This window comes from Burkholderia sp. Se-20373, assembly GCF_017104705.1.
Classification (GTDB): domain Bacteria; phylum Pseudomonadota; class Gammaproteobacteria; order Burkholderiales; family Burkholderiaceae; genus Burkholderia.
Genome location: NZ_JAAGPH010000153.1, coordinates 1 through 17337 on the forward strand (window position 1 = coordinate 1; position 17337 = coordinate 17337).

Annotated in this window: 15 protein-coding genes; 8 read left to right on the top strand and 7 right to left on the bottom strand. The window is 66.9% G+C overall.

Going from position 1 to position 17337, the window contains the following annotated elements:
- Positions 1-63: 63 nt before the first annotated feature.
- The 5 genes from G3N96_RS32255 to G3N96_RS32275 form a co-directional block, all read right to left on the bottom strand.
- Complete coding sequence (locus tag G3N96_RS32255) at positions 64-1131, bottom strand: DUF1839 family protein (protein ID WP_124577691.1); 1068 nt, start codon at positions 1129-1131, stop codon at positions 64-66.
- Positions 1128-2102: an amino acid--[acyl-carrier-protein] ligase gene (locus tag G3N96_RS32260; protein WP_206139708.1), complete on the bottom strand. Its 975-nt coding sequence runs from the start codon at positions 2100-2102 to the stop codon at positions 1128-1130. Before G3N96_RS32260 ends, G3N96_RS32255 begins: the two co-directional genes overlap by 4 nt.
- Positions 2099-3295 (bottom strand): acyl-CoA dehydrogenase family protein, encoded by a 1197-nt coding sequence (locus G3N96_RS32265; RefSeq protein ID WP_206139709.1) that lies wholly within the window; start codon positions 3293-3295, stop codon positions 2099-2101. The genes G3N96_RS32260 and G3N96_RS32265 overlap by 4 nt, the downstream gene beginning before the upstream one ends.
- Positions 3292-3543, bottom strand: coding sequence for an acyl carrier protein (locus G3N96_RS32270; RefSeq protein WP_046547642.1), 252 nt, complete (start codon positions 3541-3543; stop codon positions 3292-3294). Before G3N96_RS32270 ends, G3N96_RS32265 begins: the two co-directional genes overlap by 4 nt.
- Positions 3544-3722: 179 nt before the next feature.
- Complete coding sequence (locus G3N96_RS32275) at positions 3723-4505, bottom strand: Crp/Fnr family transcriptional regulator (RefSeq protein WP_185634134.1); 783 nt, start codon at positions 4503-4505, stop codon at positions 3723-3725.
- A gap of 919 nt (positions 4506-5424) precedes the next feature.
- Here G3N96_RS32275 and G3N96_RS32280 point away from each other — a divergent pair.
- From G3N96_RS32280 to polX, 5 genes are all read left to right on the top strand, one after another.
- Positions 5425-6207: a Crp/Fnr family transcriptional regulator gene (locus tag G3N96_RS32280; protein WP_124577697.1), complete on the top strand. Its 783-nt coding sequence runs from the start codon at positions 5425-5427 to the stop codon at positions 6205-6207.
- A gap of 32 nt (positions 6208-6239) precedes the next feature.
- Complete coding sequence (locus G3N96_RS32285; protein ID WP_206139710.1) at positions 6240-7622, top strand: undecaprenyl-phosphate glucose phosphotransferase; 1383 nt, start codon at positions 6240-6242, stop codon at positions 7620-7622.
- Between the two features lie 285 nt (positions 7623-7907).
- Entirely contained in the window at positions 7908-8948 is a 1041-nt protein-coding gene (locus G3N96_RS32290; protein ID WP_241022925.1) for a glycosyltransferase family 1 protein, read from the top strand.
- 310 nt (positions 8949-9258) lie between these two features.
- Positions 9259-9651, top strand: a complete 393-nt coding sequence (locus tag G3N96_RS32295) for a TraR/DksA family transcriptional regulator (RefSeq protein WP_124577998.1) — start codon at positions 9259-9261, stop codon at positions 9649-9651.
- Positions 9652-9806: 155 nt separating this feature from the next.
- Positions 9807-11576: a DNA polymerase/3'-5' exonuclease PolX gene (gene polX / locus G3N96_RS32300; protein ID WP_206139712.1), complete on the top strand. Its 1770-nt coding sequence runs from the start codon at positions 9807-9809 to the stop codon at positions 11574-11576.
- 54 nt (positions 11577-11630) lie between these two features.
- On the opposite strand, the gene ald is transcribed toward polX, so the two are convergent.
- Positions 11631-12746: an alanine dehydrogenase gene (gene ald, locus G3N96_RS32305; RefSeq protein WP_124577703.1), complete on the bottom strand. Its 1116-nt coding sequence runs from the start codon at positions 12744-12746 to the stop codon at positions 11631-11633.
- 338 nt (positions 12747-13084) lie between these two features.
- On the opposite strand from ald, the gene G3N96_RS32310 reads away from it, so the two are divergent.
- Positions 13085-13501, top strand: a complete 417-nt coding sequence (locus tag G3N96_RS32310) for a DUF3995 domain-containing protein (protein ID WP_206139713.1) — start codon at positions 13085-13087, stop codon at positions 13499-13501.
- 9 nt (positions 13502-13510) lie between these two features.
- Here G3N96_RS32310 and G3N96_RS32315 read toward each other — a convergent pair whose 3' ends face one another.
- On the bottom strand, positions 13511-14098 hold the full coding sequence (locus G3N96_RS32315) for an RNA 2'-phosphotransferase (RefSeq protein ID WP_124577707.1): 588 nt from the start codon (positions 14096-14098) through the stop codon (positions 13511-13513).
- 602 nt (positions 14099-14700) lie between these two features.
- On the opposite strand from G3N96_RS32315, the gene G3N96_RS32320 reads away from it, so the two are divergent.
- Both G3N96_RS32320 and G3N96_RS32325 read left to right on the top strand, forming a co-directional pair.
- Positions 14701-15438, top strand: coding sequence for a gluconate 2-dehydrogenase subunit 3 family protein (locus G3N96_RS32320; RefSeq protein WP_039356908.1), 738 nt, complete (start codon positions 14701-14703; stop codon positions 15436-15438).
- Entirely contained in the window at positions 15438-17216 is a 1779-nt protein-coding gene (locus G3N96_RS32325; RefSeq protein WP_124577709.1) for a GMC family oxidoreductase, read from the top strand. Before G3N96_RS32320 ends, G3N96_RS32325 begins: the two co-directional genes overlap by 1 nt.
- Positions 17217-17337 lie beyond the last annotated feature (121 nt).

Genomic DNA, 17337 nt, shown 5'->3' on the forward strand with positions numbered 1-17337 from the left:
TCTCCCGCGCGGCCCCCGCGGCCGTCGCCAGCATCGACCACGCGGGCAGGGCACGCGTGCGCGTCACCGCATGGCCGGCACGGGTGCCGCGATGTCGCTGAACTCGCTGCGCACGGGCTTCATGTGCCGCAGCGGCGACGCGATCTGCCGCGCACAGGCCACCACGTCCGCGTAGGCGGCTTCGATCGCTTCGAGCGTCGAGTCGCCGCGCTCCTCCTTGCCGCGCGCGCACGCGCGTGCGAGCCGGAATTCGAGCACCATCGCTTCGGACGCGATGCGGTCGCACGCGGCGCGAATCTCGGCGAACGGCCCGACGCAACCGCTGGCCTGCAGCCAGCGCGCGTAATGGCCGAACAGCTCGAAATTCGCGCCGAGCTGGCGCACCGAGTTGAACGAGTACGCGTGGAAATGCTCGAGCGGCGATTCGGCGAGCGTTCGCGCATCGGCTTGCAACTGCCGCCGGAACGCGGCGATCGGATTGACGACCGGCAGGCGCCGCAGGTGGCGCTGCAGCGCGGCGAGCGACGTTTCGCACAGCTCACGCTCGTCGAGCGGCGCAAACCGCCGCTTCGCGCATTCCACGTAAGGCGGCAGCGTCATCGGCGAGCTGCCGCCGACGAGCCCGTTGTAGTCGAAATCCTCGGCCACGTAATAGCCGCTGTTGTGGAAGTAGCCGATCTGGCGCTTCGCGCGGTCGATCGCATCGATGCCGATCGTCGTCTTCGTGTGCTGCGTGCGGTAGCTGCTGCCGCGCGTATCGGGCAGGAACCACGCGTCGACCTCGACGATCATCAGATGGCCGCGCGCGACTTGCGTCTCGATGTGCTGGTCGAGCGGTTCGTAGATCGAGTGCTCCTGCACGACGATGCCGTACAGCCGCTCCAGTTCGTCATGCGGAAACTTGAAGAACGTGAACTGGTCACCCTCGAAATCGAGCGCGATCGTAAACGGCAGCGCCGCGTACGGATTGAAACCCCACCACCGGAGCACCTCGAGCCACATGTCGACGTAGCAGTTGGTCTGTTTCCAGACCATCTCCTGGCTGTGCAGCGGATGCGGCCGGTAATGGCGCGCGCGGTGGCGCACATCGTCGAACGACGCGTCTTCGCCGTCGCGGGACACGAATCTCATGGCGTGCCCCACAGCACGTCGCGGACTTCGCGCGGCCAGGCGTCGATGTCGAAGCCGTGATGGCGGAACAGCGCGAGCGTGAGCCGTTCGAGGCCGAAGCCGACGCAGCCCGTGTGCGCGACGTCGCCCGTCGCGGTACGGATGTCCCACAGCAGCCCGAAATGATCCATGTGGTAGTTGAAGCTCAGGCACGCGGTCTGGCGATCGTCGTGCTCGATCGGGATCAGCAGCTCGAACTTCAGGTTCTGCTCGCGCTGGCTGTTCGCGACGATCTTGCCGCCGCGCCCGAAGAACGGATCGTTCGCGAGGTCGATCGCGTTGGGCAGGCGCAGCGCCTCGATCATCCGCGTGCCGCGCTCGATCCAGGTCTCGCGGAACGACACGATCTGCTCGGGCGTGCCGATCCGCACGTACTCGCGCATCCGGAACAGCTGCATGCGGGTCGGGTCGAGCGACGGCTCGTGACGGAAGCAGTACGAGAAGACGTCGACGATCCGGCCGTCGGCCGGCAGCGCACCCGCGCGCGCGACGACGGGGTAGACCGGGTAGCACGCGGCGGGCGTCATCACGACGTAGGTCGGCTTCTGGCTTTCCGTCCAGTCGTCGCCGCGATCGAGGCACTGCAGTACGCGCTGGTGCTGGTGCTCGTCGCCGCGGAACGCGTGCACGCTGCCCGCGAGCTGCGGGAAGCTCTTCATGTACTCGCTGCGCTCGAACTCGGTGCGGCTCATCGCCGGCGGGAAGCGCAGCACTTCGGCCTGCTGGTCGGCGCCGAGGCGCGTGACGAACGCGTCGAGCGCTTCGACGACACGCTCGAACCGTTCGCTGCGGCCGAACAGGCCCTGGATGCCGGTCGAGACCAGCAGGCCCGCGTCGATCAGTTCGTCGCGCAGCGGGTTGACGCCCGCGCGATCGATCGGTGCATCGGCGGGAGCGGAGGCGGCGGAGGGCACGACAAGGCGATCGTTCACGTATGTTTCTCCAGCGTCGCAGGACGCAGCGCGAGCAGCAGGTTCGAGGTGTTGACGGCAATGCGGTCGTTGCTGATCATCAGCGGCGCCGCATGCAGGTCGCGAATGTGGCGGCCGATGCTGAACGGCGTGCCCTGCTTGTAGCCGGCCATCCCGCAGATCATCATGGCCTGGTGCGCGACTTCCAGCGCGGTCGTCGACACGTAGGTCTTCAGCGTGTTGATCTCGGCGGCCCGGGCCATGCCGGCCGACCACGAGCGCGCCGTCCCGTTCGCATGGAGGCGCAGCACGGTGTCGACGCGGGCCTGCATCGCCTGCATCAGCGCGAGCGATTCGGCGATGCGCCGCGACGCGGGCGAAGGTGCGCCGTCGGTCTGGCGGGCCTGCGCGCGAAAGAACTGGTGCGCGCGATGGAACGCATCGCCGGCCACGCCGATCCATACCGCGGCCCACAGGATGTGCGACACCGGCACCATCGTTTCCTCGGCGATCGTCGCGAACGGCACCGGCAGGCACTGGACGGCGGCGCCTTGCGCATCGAGCTCGAAGCCGTTGCTGCAGGTGCCGCGCATCCCGAGCGTGTCCCATTCGCCGCGGCGCGTGAGTGTGTAGCCGTCGCGCAGCAGCGTGACGAGCACCTGCTCGGAAGCGGGCGCGTCCGCATCGCGTCGGGCGGTCGCGAGGATGCCGTCCGCGTAGTCGCCATACGAGATCGTCGGCGCGGATTTGCGCAGCCGGAACTCGCCGCCGCTGGTGTCGAGCGCGCACTGGCTCGCGCGCAGGTTGCCGCCGACGCCGTCTTCCGACGTGGCCGATGCGAGCAGCCACTGGTGGCGCACGAGCTGCTGCAGGAACAGCTTGTGCCAGCCTTGGTCGGCGGCATGATTGACGATGCAGGCGACCTGGATCTGGTGCATCGCGAACACCATCGCCGACGATGCGCAGGCCTGGCCGAGAATCGAGCAGGCCGACGCGATGTCTTCCAGCGACGCACCCGCACCGCCGAGATGGGTCGGCACCATCGCGCCGAGCAGGCGGCGCGCGCGCATCGCCTCGATCGCCTCGACGGGGCAGCGCGCGTCGCGGTCGACCGCGTCCGCGTGCTGCGCGGCGATCTGCGCGACGGCATGCGCGGCCTCGTCGAGCCGACGCGCATCGCGGTCGGTCGCGAGTTCGGGAAGCAGCGCGCTCATGCCGAATGCTCGGTGCGTTGCAGCGTGGTGATCGTGTCCGCGAGCGCGTCGATGCTGCGGAACAGGTTGCGGTTCAGCATCTCGTCGGGAATCTCGATGTTGAATTGCTTCTCGATCGCGAGCATCAGCTGGATCGTGTCGAGCGACGAAAGGCCCGCTTCGTAGAGGTCGTCCCCGTCGCCGATCGAATCGATCGCGGCTTCGAGATGGGCGACGTGTTTCAGGATGGTTCTGATTTCGTTTTTCACGTGCTGCTCCGGCGTGCGTGGTGTCGTCCGCTCGGGCAGACGCGCGACACGCGCTGACGTCCCCCCGGCAGTCCGGCATCAGTAGACCATTGGCAGACACGGCGTTCTGTTCGCCACCCTACAAACAGCTGTCCCGGCGGGCAGGCGGCGCGACAGCGACGCCCGACGCGGCATGCCGATCAGGCGCGCGACGCGGCCGGCACGCCCGAATCGGCCGACAGGATGCGCTTCATCTCGTCGCGCACGATCGCGCGGCAGCCGCACGACATTTTTTCGAGGCCGGCGAGATCGGCGAGCTCGATCGAGCTTCGGTATTGCCGGATCAGGCCCAGCTTCTGGATTTCGCCGGCGGCATCGGTGACCGTTTCGCGCCGCACGCCGAGCATCTGCGCCAGCATGCTGTGCGTCACCTGGATCTCGATGCTGCGGGTCCGGTCGTACGCAAGCAGGAACCATCTGCATAACTGATGTTTGAGCACGTGATGACGGCTGCAGAACGTGATCTGCGAAACCTGCGCCATCAGCAGCCGCACGCAGATGAACACGAGATGGCGGATCACCGGCGAGGCGTCGAACGCCGCGGCGAACACGCGCCGGTCGAGCCGGTAGACGAAACCGTCGCGGCAGGCCACGGCGCGGCACGGCATCCGGCCGCTGCCGCCGATCACGTCGTCGCACACCACGCTCTCGCTGCCGATTTCCGCGACTTCCAGCGTCATGCCGCCGGACGACACGTACTGCAGCGAAATCGCGGTCGTGACGGGCAGGTAGACCGCGGCGAGCATTTCGCCGGGCTCGCAGAGTACTTGCCCCGATTTCAGGTGGACGAGTTGAAGGTGAGGGGCCAGCGTCGCGAGTTCGTCGCGGTCGATGGCCGCGAGAAAGCGGTTGGCGTCGAAGCTGTGGGAAAGCTCGATCATGCCGTTCGCGTACGCGACGGCGTCAGGGGCCTGGTGAGTCACGGCGCATCCTCGTAGGGTGGCGGTCACGCGTCGTCGCGGCGATATCCCGGGAATGGGGAATTCGCACGATCGTGCGGACTTGTGTTCGTCAAAAATGGAGTGACGATACTGGCGAAAAGGCTAGCACGCCATTGAAATCGATCAATTGCATATTGCGTCATTTCACAAAGTTTGACGATTTTGGCGGGTGCAAACGTCATCCGGATTTAATGATTCATTTCCGTGAAATTAATCATCCGGAAGTTGAATGTGACTTCTGGAATTCATTCCATGTCGGCCGCGAATCAATCGGGTTGGGGGGCGCATCGCATGGGGAATGTGCCGGGCGAATATTGAACATTGTTTGACAAATAAATGGCGTCGGCAGAAATATCTATATGAATCAAGGTGTTGCGTGCGAATTGTGCGTTGGGTGACAGAGCTGGAAATTAGTGCGCCGATTCAAATTTGAGACAGTTTCAAACAACCGTGTGAGGCGCGGCGGCGTACCGGAGTCCTGTCCGGCACATCATGGAAACAATTGAAAATCGACTGTAAGTATATGACCGACAAGCCGTGTGACACCGGTGCGGCTGCCTCGGATCGATGCGGGTGAATTGATCAGTCAAATCGCACGCAGTGTCCGTCGCGGGGAAGAGTGTCCGGAAATGAGACGCTTTTTTTGTTTTTTTGCCGGTTATTCGGTCGATCTAAATCAGGCGTGATTCATATATTAAGGATGGGCATGGTTTGGCACGTAAATCGCTTATTCGGGCTGGCGTGTCGAAACGGGACGGCCGACTCGATCCGGGGGCGATAAGCCGACGGTCGGTCGGAATCAGGGTTGTGGCCGCAACCACGGTCAGTCCGGACGCGCATCGCGATAACGAGTTCCGTGCACGCGGCTGCAGGCGGCGCGGACGATAAAAGGGATACAGACATGCTTCATCTTCACTTGAGCTACTCGGCGAACGCCATCCTCGATGCCCTCCCCGAGGACAGCATCCGCACCATCGCACCGCATCTCGAACTGGTCAGGATCAAGGCCGGGATGCTCGACCGGGTCGGCGAGCCGATGCGCCACGTGTATTTCCCCACGACGTCGATGATGTCGGTGCAGCACCTGATGGAGGACGGTGCGATGGTCGAGGTCGCGCAGGTCGGCCGCGAAGGCGTGGTCGGGCTGGCGACGATGGTCGGTGGCGCCGCGGCGTCGCACCGGGTCGAGGTCCGCATCGGGGGGACGGCCTATCGCGTGCCGAGCTGCGTGGTGCGCGCCGAATTCGAGCGCTCGCCGGAAACCTACCGGTTGCTGCTCAACTACTGCCAGGCGGCGATGGCGCAGATCTCGCGCAGCGCGCTGTGCAACCGGCATCATTCGGTCAGCGAGCAGCTCAGCCGCTGGCTGCTGCTTGCGCATGACCGCATCGACGGCGACGAACTGGCCGTCACGCAGCAGACGATCGCGAACATGCTCGGCGTGCGCCGCGAAGGCGTGACGGAAGCGGCGGGCAACCTGCAGGAAGCCGGGCTGATCCGGCAGCGCCGCGGCCGCATCACGGTGCTCGACCGCGACGGCCTCGAACATCACGCATGTGAATGCTACAACCTGATTCGCGCGGACTATCGCAGGCTGCTCGGCACGCGCGGGACGGCGAGGCCGACACCGGTTCGGCCCCGCATGCCGGACGCGCATCGCGGGTTCCCGGCACATGGTGCGTGACGATGCAATCGAAGTCCGGTGGGACGAATTCGATGCGGCGTTCTGTGATCGCAGTTACCGACGCCGTGCTCGTGCTGGCAGGCGCGCTTGCCGCGCAGGCGGCATCGGGCCTTGCGTGGCGCGAGCTGTCCGACGCGCAGCGCGGCGCGATCGCGCTGCTGTGCGTGCTGACCGTGGCCTTGCTGCCGCGCTACCTGCGCACCGTGCGCGGCGGCTTGACGCCACACGGCGGTCAGCATGCGCTGACGCAGACGATGGTGGCGCTCGTCTGCGCGAGCGTGCTGACGGTGACCGCCGCGATGTGGATCATGAACCGCGGCGGCACGATCACGACACACTGGATCGTGCGCACGGTGCTGGCCGGCGACGCCGCGTTGCTGCTCGGCCGCGCCGCGCTGCTGGCGCTCGCGCTGACGCGTGACGACCCGCGCGCGCGGCAGCGCCGCGTCGCGGTGGTCGGCGCGACGGCTTACGGGCGTGTCGCGGTCGAGCGGATGCAGCTCGCGCCGCAGGGCCCTTTCGTGGCGGCGTGCGTATTCGACGACGCGCCGGCTGCCTCCGACGGCATCGGCGGCGTGCCGGTGATCGACGACTGGAACGCGTTGCGCGACCGGATTCGACGCGGCGAGATCGACGAGGTATGGCTCACGCTGCCGATGTCGCACGAGTGGCGGATCCAGCGCATCGTCCGCGAGCTGCGCGACGAGTTCGTGGAGCTGCGGCTGTTGCCCGACGTGCGGCAGATGGCGGTGGTCGATCGCTCGGCGACCGACGTGCTCGGCATGCCGGCCATCAACCTCGCGACCACGCCGCGTTCGGCGCCGGAGCTGTGGGCGAAGTTCGCGTTCGACCGGCTCTTTGCGTTCGGCGTGCTGATTCCACTGTTGCCGCTGCTGTCCGTGGTGGCGATCGCGGTCAAGCTGTCGTCGCCGGGGCCCGTGCTGTTCAGGCAGCGCCGCAAGGGCGTCGACGGCCGCGAGTTCGACATCCTCAAATTCAGGACGATGCGCGTGCATCGCGTGCAACCGGGCGTCGTGCGGCAGGCGTCGCGCAACGATTCGCGGATCACGCGCGTCGGTGCGTTCCTGCGGCGTACGTCGCTCGACGAGCTGCCGCAGTTCTTCAACGTGCTGTTCGGGCAGATGTCGGTCGTCGGCCCACGCCCCCATGCGATCGAACACGACAACCTCTACCGGCAACTGATCGACTGCTACATGTACCGCTACCGCGTACGGCCGGGCATCACCGGATGGGCGCAGGTGAACGGCTATCGCGGCGAGACGCGCAAGGTCGAGGCGATGGAAGCGCGCGTGAAGTTCGATCTGTTCTACATGCAGAACTGGAGCTTCTGGTTCGACATGAAGATCATCCTGCTGACGGTCGTGCGCGGCTTCATCGGACGCAACGCATTCTAAGGATCGCCAATCATCCGGGAAGCGGCGTGTTGTGCGATCGAACGTACTGACCGGCGCGCAGGTGACGGACACACTGACGGCACAGCAGCATCCCGCGTAACGGGGTGTCCGGCGGCGCGAAGGCGTGCCGCAGCCATCGGAATGGTCACGATCATGTCAACGTCGATTCGAGAGCGAAGCGCACCGGTACTGCAGGAAGCGCGCGCGGAGCGGGGCACCGGCACGGCCGCGTACACCGCACGGGCGTGCCGGCTCGCAATCAACGGGAAATTCACCGCGCAGCGCATGACGGGCGTTCAGCGCGTGGCATACGAACTGACGGCCGAACTCGCGCGGATCGCGAGCGCCGACGATGCACCGTCGCTCGTCGTGCCGGCCGATCACGATCCGGCGGCCATGCCGGCGGGCGCAAGATCGCAGGCGTCCGGGCGCCGGCACGGCACGCTGTGGGAACAATGGACGCTGCCGCGCACGACGCGCGGCCGGACGTTGCTGAGCCTTTGCAACATTGGCCCGCTGGTCAAGCGCGATCAACTGCTGATGATTCATGACGCGGCGATTTTCGATTTGCCGGCCGGCTATTCGATGGCATTCCGCCTCTGGTACCGCCTGGCGTTCTCGATCATGAAGCGACGTGCGCGCCATATCGTGACGGTCTCGCATTTTTCGCGGGCGCGGCTGGCCGCTCGGCTTGGCGTGCCGCCTGCACGCCTGTCGGTCGTGCCGGGTGCGGTCGATCACATCGACCGCATCGATGCCGATCCCGGCGTGCTGTCTCGCCTGAATCTCGAGACGGACCGCTACGTGCTGTTCGTCGGGTCGCTCGCGCCCGGCAAGAATCTCGTGCGTGCACTGGCTGCGGTCGCGCTGATGCGCGAGTCGCACCCGACGTTGCGCTTCGTGATCGCGGGGGGCGCCAACGCGAAGATTTTCGGCGCACGGGCGGCCGGCCTGCGCGAAGACGACCCGTACGTCACATGGGCCGGCTACGTGACCGACGGCGAGCTGAAGGCGCTGTACGAGCATGCGGGCTGCTTCGTGTTTCCGTCGCTGTACGAAGGATTCGGGTTGCCGCCGCTCGAGGCGATGCGGTGCGGCTGCCCGGTCATCGTGTCGCATGAAGGGGCGCTACCGGAAGTCTGCGGCGGTGCTGCGCTGTATTGCGATGCCTATTCACCGCCGGATATCGCCGCGGCGATCGCCCGCGTGATGGACGATCCCGAACTGCGGGCACGGCTGCGCACGCTGGGTCGCGAGCATGCGCACCGGTACAGCTGGCGGCGCTCGGCGCGCACGTTGCTCGACATCGTCCGTGCCGAAGCTTGACGTGCGATGACGCAACGTCGCGCACGCAGGGGGGAATCCCTCCGGTATCTGCAATAACCCCATTCGACGACGTCGCGATTTCACGTCCGTCCCCCATTCCGCATACTTTTGCGCGCGCCGGACGTCACGCTGATTCCGGTCAACACATGCGTGTTCAATGGGTTTATCCTGCGTCGAATGCGTCCGGCACTTCGTGCTGCCGGGCGCACATCCGGACACGGTGGCAGGCGGTGACGCCGGCCCGCCGCGCACCGGCGCGACACCGCGCGCCGCCATGCTCCGCGCGGAACCCGGAACAGGAGAGACGGCCATGTCGCTCGACCCACAACAACGGCAGACGCTGAAACAGCGGCTGATCGAGAGCGAGCAGACGTTGCGCGCGGAAATCCGCGCGAGCGAAGACCAGCGCGCGTCGGAGTCCTACGCAGACCTCGCCGGCGCGGCGCCGGACGAGGGCGACGAGGCCAATGCGGATCTGTTCGTCGACGTCGACCATGCGTTGATCGGCATGAAACTGACCGAGCTGCGCGCGATCGGCCGCGCCCAGCAGCGGATGCGCGACGGCAGCTACGGCGAGTGCATCGACTGCGACGGCTCGGTCGGCTACGAGCGCCTGCTGGCGCGCCCGGCCGCCGAACGCTGCACGCATTGCCAGTCGATCTACGAGCGGCACTACGCCACGACGCCGCGCGCCTCCCTCTGACGCCGACATCGTCGCCATCACGGTGCTGCACGTGCGGCGCGGCCGGCGTACGATGGTGAACGGGCGCCCGGCGGCGTCAGCATGCGGCGCCGGGCGGGCAGACGCCGTCGCGCACGCGCGCGGCGCCATCCACGTGGAAGGGAGCCACGCCGATCATGCCGATCCACAATGCCGGGTGTGCGGCCGTGTTCGCCGAGATCGCCGACATGCTCGAAATCCAGGGCGCCAATCCGTTCCGGGTGCGTGCCTATCGCAACGCAGCACGGACGATTGCCGACTACGGGCGCGATATCCCGACGATGATCGCGAACGGTGACGATCTCGGGAAGATTCCGTCGATCGGGCCCGATCTCGCGTCGAAGCTGCGCGAGATCGCCGCGACCGGCACCTGCGAGCTTCAGCAAACGCTGCGTCACGCGCTGCCGGGCGCGATCGTCGAACTGCTCGACGTGCCGGGGCTCGGCGCGAAGCGTGTGAAGGCGCTCCATGACGCACTGCACGTCGATTCGCTCGAGCAGCTTCGCGCGGAAGCGAAGAGCGGGCACGTGCGCGAGCTGCCGGGCTTCGGCGCGAAAACCGAAGCGCATCTGCTCGAAGCGATCGACGACCGGCTGAAACGCGAACCTCAACGCTTCCTGCTGCCGGATGCGGCGCACTCGCTGCAGCTGCTGCTCGAACGCCTGCGCGCGCTTGCGGGCGTCGGCAAGGCCGTGCCGGCCGGCAGTTTCCGCCGCCGCCGCGAGACGGTCGGCGATCTCGACATCCTCGTCACCGCACGTGATCCGGTGGCCGTCGCCGACGCGTTCGTCGGCTATGGCGAGGTCGCGCGCGTGCTCGCGCACGGCAAGACGAAGTCGAGCGTCGTGCTCGGCAGCGGGTTGCAGGTCGACCTGCGTGTCGTCGATGCCGATGCGTTCGGCGCGGCGCTCGTCTACTTCACCGGATCGAAGGCGCACAACATCGCATTGCGCAGGATCGCGCAGGCCGGCGGGCTGAAGATCAACGAATACGGCGTGTTTCGCGGCGACGAACGGATTGCCGGCGCGACCGAGGCGTCGGTCTATGCGGCGATCGGGTTGCACGACGTGCCGCCCGAGTTGCGCGAGGATCGCGGCGAGATCGACGCCGCACGCGCGGGCACGCTGCCGGCACTGGTCGAACGCAAGCACGTGCGCGGCGACCTGCATGCGCATACCGACGCGTCGGCCGGCCGCGACAGCCTGCGTGCGATGGCCGACGCGGCACGCGCACGCGGGTTTGCGTACCTGGCCATCACCGACCGCGCGCCGCATGCCGGCGGCAGCCGCAGCGACTTCGACTGGCTTGCCCGGCAGATCGACGAGATCGATCGCCTCAACGCGTCGTTCGACGATTTGGTGCTGCTCAAGGGCGTGGAGGCCGGCATTCGCGAGGATGGCAGCCTCGATGTGCCCGATGCGATGCTCGGCCGGCTCGATCTCGTGGTCGGTGCGGTGCGCGACGGCTTCGAACTGTCGCGCGACGCACAGACCACGCGCATGCTGCGCGCGATGGACCATCCGCATTTCACGATTCTCGCGCACCCGACAGGCCGCGTGCTCGGCGAGCGCGATGCTTGCGAACTCGACGTGCCGCGCGTGATCGCGCACGCCGCGGCGTGCGGTTGCTTCGTCGAACTCGATGCGCAGCCGCGGCGGCTCGACCTGCCGGACGTCTGGTGCCGCGAGGCCGCGAAGGCCGGCGTGCCGGTGGCGATCGGCTCGGATGCGTGCAGTGCGGAAGAACTCGACAATCTGGCGTACGGCGTCGATCAGGCGCGACGCGGCTGGCTCACGCGGCCCGACGTGCTGAACACGCGCACGCTCGCGCAATTGAAGCCGCTGCTTGCACGCACGATGGGAGCGGGCGGCACGTTGAAGCGCAGCGGCGGCACGAAGGGCGCGTGAACGCAGCCGGCGGCGCATGCCGTCGGCTGCTGGCCGGTCATGCATGCGGACACATCATGCCAGGACGCCGGCCGCCGGCACATAGGGCAGGCCGAGCGCCTGCGCGACGGCTTCGTACGTGATGTGTCCGTCGCATACGTTCAGGCCCGCGCGCAGATGCGGATCGTTGATCATCGCCTGCTTCCAGCCCTTGTCGGCGAGCGCGAGCGCATGGGTGAGCGTCGCGTTGTTCAGCGCGAAGGTCGACGTGCGCGCGACTGCGCCGGGCATGTTCGCGACGCAGTAGTGCACGACGCCGTCGACGACGAAGGTCGGGGCCGCGTGCGTCGTCGCATGCGAGGTCTCGAAGCATCCGCCCTGGTCGATCGCGACGTCGACGACGACCGCTCCCGTGCGCATCGTCGCGATCATGTCGCGCGTGACGAGCCGCGGCGCCGATGCGCCCGGCACGAGCACGGCGCCGATCACGACGTCGGCATCGCGCACGGCTTCGTCGATCGTGTGTGCATTCGAGCAGACGGTCGCGATCCGGTTGGCGAAGACGAGGTCGAGCTGGCGCAGCCGGTTCACGTTGGTATCGAGCACGGTGACGCGTGCGCCGAGGCCGACCGCCATCTGCAGGGCGCCGGTGCCCACCACGCCCGCGCCGAGCACGACGACATGCGCGGCCGGCACGCCGGGCACCCCGGCCATCAGCAGGCCACGCCCGCCGCGCGGGCTTTCGAGATGGGTCGCCGCGACCTGGATCGACATGCGCCCGGCCACCTCGCTCATCGGCGCGAGCAGCGGCAGGCCGCCACCCGGGCCCGTTACGGTTTCGTACGCGATGCAGACGGCGCCGGACTTCACGAGCGCGGCCGCCTGGTCGGGATCGGGCGCGAGATGCAGGTACGTGTAGAGGATCTGGCCGCGGCGCAGCATCGCGCATTCCGCCGGCTGCGGCTCCTTGACCTTGATGATCATGTCGGCGCGCGCGAAGACTTCGTCGGCGCCGTCGCAGAGCGAGGCGCCCGCGGCCGTATAGTCGTCGTCGAGCAGGCCGATCGCCGTGCCCGCGCCGCGCTGCACCAATACGCGATGGCCGTGCCGCGTCAGTTCGCGCGCGCCGGCCGGCGTGAGGCCCACGCGATATTCGTGGTTCTTGATCTCTTTCGGCACACCGATCAGCATGAGTCGCCTCCATGGCCTTCGTTATCGTTGTCGTGCAGGTGTGCAACGCGGCGAACGATGCACGTGCGGCCGATCGCGCAGAAGCGTATCGACCGCAGTACTGGAATATCAGGGTAGTAGTGCGCGGAGGGAAGTCAAGCGGTGGGGCTGCGCGTACCGGCGCGCGCACTGCATCGCAACATGCGCTGTCTCGGGTGGCGGCTTGCGACCGGAGGTCGCAATGCACGGGGTGCCGGGTTTCGGTATCGTCACGTGTGGCGCGGATCGAGGCCGCGCGCCGGAACGTTGCCGGCAACCCATCCCGATAACGAGACAACGACACGAGGACATCGACTGACATGACCGGAGCGTATTTCAGCGTGCCGACGCTTTGCGCAATCGCGCTCGTTCACGTCTACTGGGCGTTGGGCGGGCGGCGCGGCAAGGGGGCGGCCATTCCGGAGCAGGACGGCGAGCCGCTGTTGCGGCCGACCGCCATCGGCACGCTCGCGGTCGCGGTGGCGTTGCTGGGCGGCGCGTGCGTGGTTGCCGCGCGTGCCGGCTGGCTGGGGCCGAACGCCTATCCCGGCACGATCTCGTTCGCGGTCGTTGCGTTCGGACTGATCTTCGCGGTGCGGGCCGTCGGCGATTTCCGTTACGTCGGCTTCTTCAAGCGGATTCGCGGGTCGCGTTTCGCACGCATGGACACGCTGTATTACTCGCCGCTTTGCGCGGCGCTCGCGCTGTCCATCGCGTCGATGTTCTGGCCGTGCTGAGCGCGCGTCTCAGCGCGCGGGCCCGTCCATCTCTTTAAGGCATTCCGCCGGCACGGTGTCGGTCAGCCAGACGCCGTTTTCCGCGACGAAGAACGGGTGGCCTTGCCGATGCATGCGCTGCGCATCGACCTCGAGTATCGCGGGCACGCCGTAGCGTGCGCCGACGGCCAGCGCCGTCGGGATGTCCGGCGACAGATGCACGTGATGACGGACGCCGGGTTTCAGCCCTTGCACCCGAATCGAATCCAGGAAGCGCGTCGCCGTGCCGTGATACAGGCGCTCGGGCGGCTGCGCGGTGGGATAGCGGCGCTGCACGACGGGCGTCGAATGGCCTTGTACCGCACGGATGCGACGGCCGTCGTCGGAGAGGGCGAAGCGCTGCTTGTCGTTGGTCGCGCAGACGGTTTCGAGCGTCGCACGATCGAGGTGGAGCCCCTGGCGGGCAGCGCCGGTAAGCAGTGCGTCGATGTCGGCCCAGCCTTCCGGGTCGAGTTGCAGCCCGATCGACTGCGGCGCGTGGCGCAGCAGGTAGCTGAGCGTTCGGCTGATGCCGGTCGCGTCGGTCGCCGGCAGTTCATTCTTCTGGTGTGGTTTCATGAGACGCGGAGGCTACCAGAGCACCGCGCAAAAGGGCACGCCCGGGTACCCCGCGTGGCTGGAAAGAGACAGCCTTCGGCGCAGCTCGCCACACGACAATCGTCTACCTTGACGCCCGCATCAGGCGGTATTCACACGATCCTTGCCGATTCCGGCTCCCGGATTTTTCAATTGTTGCGATTTTCGATGCATTGAATTGCATTGATACGACACTCAATGGAACCGGTTCCATTTATAATTCGCGGCACTTGTCGCCGGACCCGCGAGAGGGTCGTGCACGTCGCGCTTGCTGTCGGCAAACGCGGCGTCTAAGTTGAATGGGGGTCATGAGCGATGAGGGGCAGATGCGGGAAGATGCCGGCATTTGTCAGACGATAAGGCTCGCGAAGAAGCCGATCCGTGCAGCGCAACCTGAATTGGCGCGATGCGCGGCCGCATGAAGGCGCTGCCGTGCATGGCACGGGCGGCGCCTGCAGCGAGGTTGTTCGCAACAGATGAAAGAACAGGACGGCCAGCCGCATGCGGCATGGCTGCCATGCCGGGTATGCCGCATGCGGAGTGCGCGCGTCCGGACCCCGATCCCCAACGATCAACATCCGACCATGTCCACGCCACCTGACAAACCCAACTCGCGCCGCCGTTTCCTGCGCACGTCGGTCGCGCTCGTGCCGATCGCGTCGGTCGCCGGCTGCGACCTGCGTTCGTCGTCGCCTTCCGCGACGACCGGCAACGCGCCCGGTGCATCGGCCAACGCCGAACGCGCGCCGTACAAGCCGACCTTCTTCGATGCGAAGGAATGGGCGTTCGTCCAGGCCGCCGTCGACCGGCTGATTCCGGCCGACGCCGAGGGCCCCGGCGCGCTCGAATCGGGGGTGCCCGAATTCATCGACCGCCAGATGGAGACGCCGTATGCGCACGGCGCCACCTGGTACATGCAGGGGCCGTTCCAGCAAGGCGTGCCCGAGCTCGGCTACCAGCTGAAGCTCGTGCCGCGCGACATCTACCGGCTCGGTATCGCGGCGGTCAACCGTTATTGCGAGAAGACCCACGGCAAGGCGTTCGCGGATCTCGACGCGCCGACGCGCGACACCGTGCTCGGCGCGCTGGAGAAGGGCGGCGCGCAGATCGACGACGTGCCGCCCGGCGTGTTCTTCGGTCAGTTGCTGCAGAACACGCGCGAAGGTTACTTCTGCGATCCGGTGCATGGCGGCAATCACGACATGGCCGCGTGGAAGATGATCGGCTTTCCGGGCGCGCGCGCGGACTTCATGGATTTCGTCAACCAGAACGGCAAGTCGTATCCGTACGGCCCCGTCTCGATAAACGGGGAGCGCAGCTGATGGCCGCAGAGAAAAAACCGCATGTCGATGCGGTGATCGTCGGCTTCGGCTGGACCGGCGCGATTCTCGCGAAGGAACTGACCGAAGCGGGCCTGAACGTGGTCGCGCTCGAGCGCGGCGAGTATCGCGACACCTATCCGGACGGCGCGTATCCGAACACGATCGACGAGCTGACCTACAACATCCGCAAGAAGCTGTTCCTCGACCTGTCGAAGACGACCGTGTCGATCCGCCACGGCCTGCAGGACACCGCGCTGCCGTACCGGCAGCTCGCCGCGTTCCTGCCGGGCGAAGGCGTGGGCGGCGCGGGGCTGCACTGGTCGGGCGTGCATTTCCGGATCACGCCGGAAGAGCTGCGCCTGCGCAGCCACTATGAAGAGCGCTACGGCAGGAAGTTCATCCCCGAAGGGATGACGATCCAGGACACCGGCGTGACCTACGAGGAGCTCGAGCCGCATTTCGACTTCGCCGAGAAGGTGTTCGGCACGTCGGGGCAGGCGTACAAGGTCGGCGGCAAGGTGGTCGGCGACGGCAACGTGTTCGAGGCGAACCGCAGCGACAACTTCCCGCTGCCCGCGCAGCTCAACACGTATTCGGCGCAGCGCTTCTCCGATGCGGCGAAGTCGCTCGGCCTGCATCCGTACCGGCTGCCGTCGGCGAACACGTCGGGGCCGTATACGAACCCGTACGGCGTGCAGATGGGCCCGTGCAACTTCTGCGGCTACTGCAGCGGCTACGCGTGCTACATGTACTCGAAGGCGTCGCCGAACCTGAACATCCTGCCCGCGCTGAAGCAGGCGCCGAACTTCGAGCTGCGCTCGAAGTGCCACGTGCTGCGCGTCGACCTCGACGATACGAAGAAGCGCGCGACGGGCGTGACCTACGTCGACCCGGCCGGGCGTGAAGTGCACCAGCCGGCCGATCTCGTGATCGTGGCCGCGTTCCAGTACCACAACGTGCACCTGCTGCTGCTGTCGGGCATCGGCAAGCCCTACGACCCGATCTCGGGCGAAGGCGTCGTGGGCCGCAATTTCGCGTACCAGAACCTGTCGACGATCAAGGCGTTCTTCGACAAGGACACCTACACGAATCCGTTCATCGGCGCGGGCGGCAACGGCGTCGCGGTGGACGATTTCAACGCGGACAACTTCGACCACGGCCCGCTCGGCTTCGTCGGCGGCTCGCCGTTGTGGGTGAACCAGGCCGGCGTGAAGCCGATCAGCGGCATCGCGACGCCGCCCGGTACGCCGCAGTGGGGCTCGGCGTGGAAGAAGGCGGTCAAGGACAACTACGCGCACACGATCTCGATGGACGCGCACGGCACCAACATGTCGTACCGCGACGTCTATCTCGACCTCGATCCGACCTATCGCGATTCGTACGGCCAGCCGCTGCTGCGGATGACCTTCGACTGGAAGGACAACGACATCAAGATGGCGCAGTACGTGACCGGGCAGATGAAGAAGATCGCGGAGGCGATGGGGCCGAAGGCGATCAGCGTATCGACGCGCGAATTCGGCAAGCACTTCGATTCGCGTGCGTACCAGACGACCCACCTCGTCGGCGGCGCGATCATGGGCACCGACCCGAAGACGAGCGTGCTGAACCGCTACCTGCAGTGCTGGGACGTGCACAACGTGTTCGTGATGGGCGCATCGGCGCTGCCGCAGGGCATCGGCTACAACCCGACCGGGATCATCGCGGCGCTGGCCTACTGGTCGGCACGCGCGATCCGCGAGCAATACCTGAAAAATCCCGCCCCGCTGGTGACCGCATGAAGAGGACGATGAACCACAACGTCGCGCGCCGGATGTCGCGCGCGCTGGCGGCCGGTGCGGCCTGGGCCGCGTTCGGCTTCGCGGGCACGGCGGCGTTCGCACAGCCCGCAGCGCCCGCGGC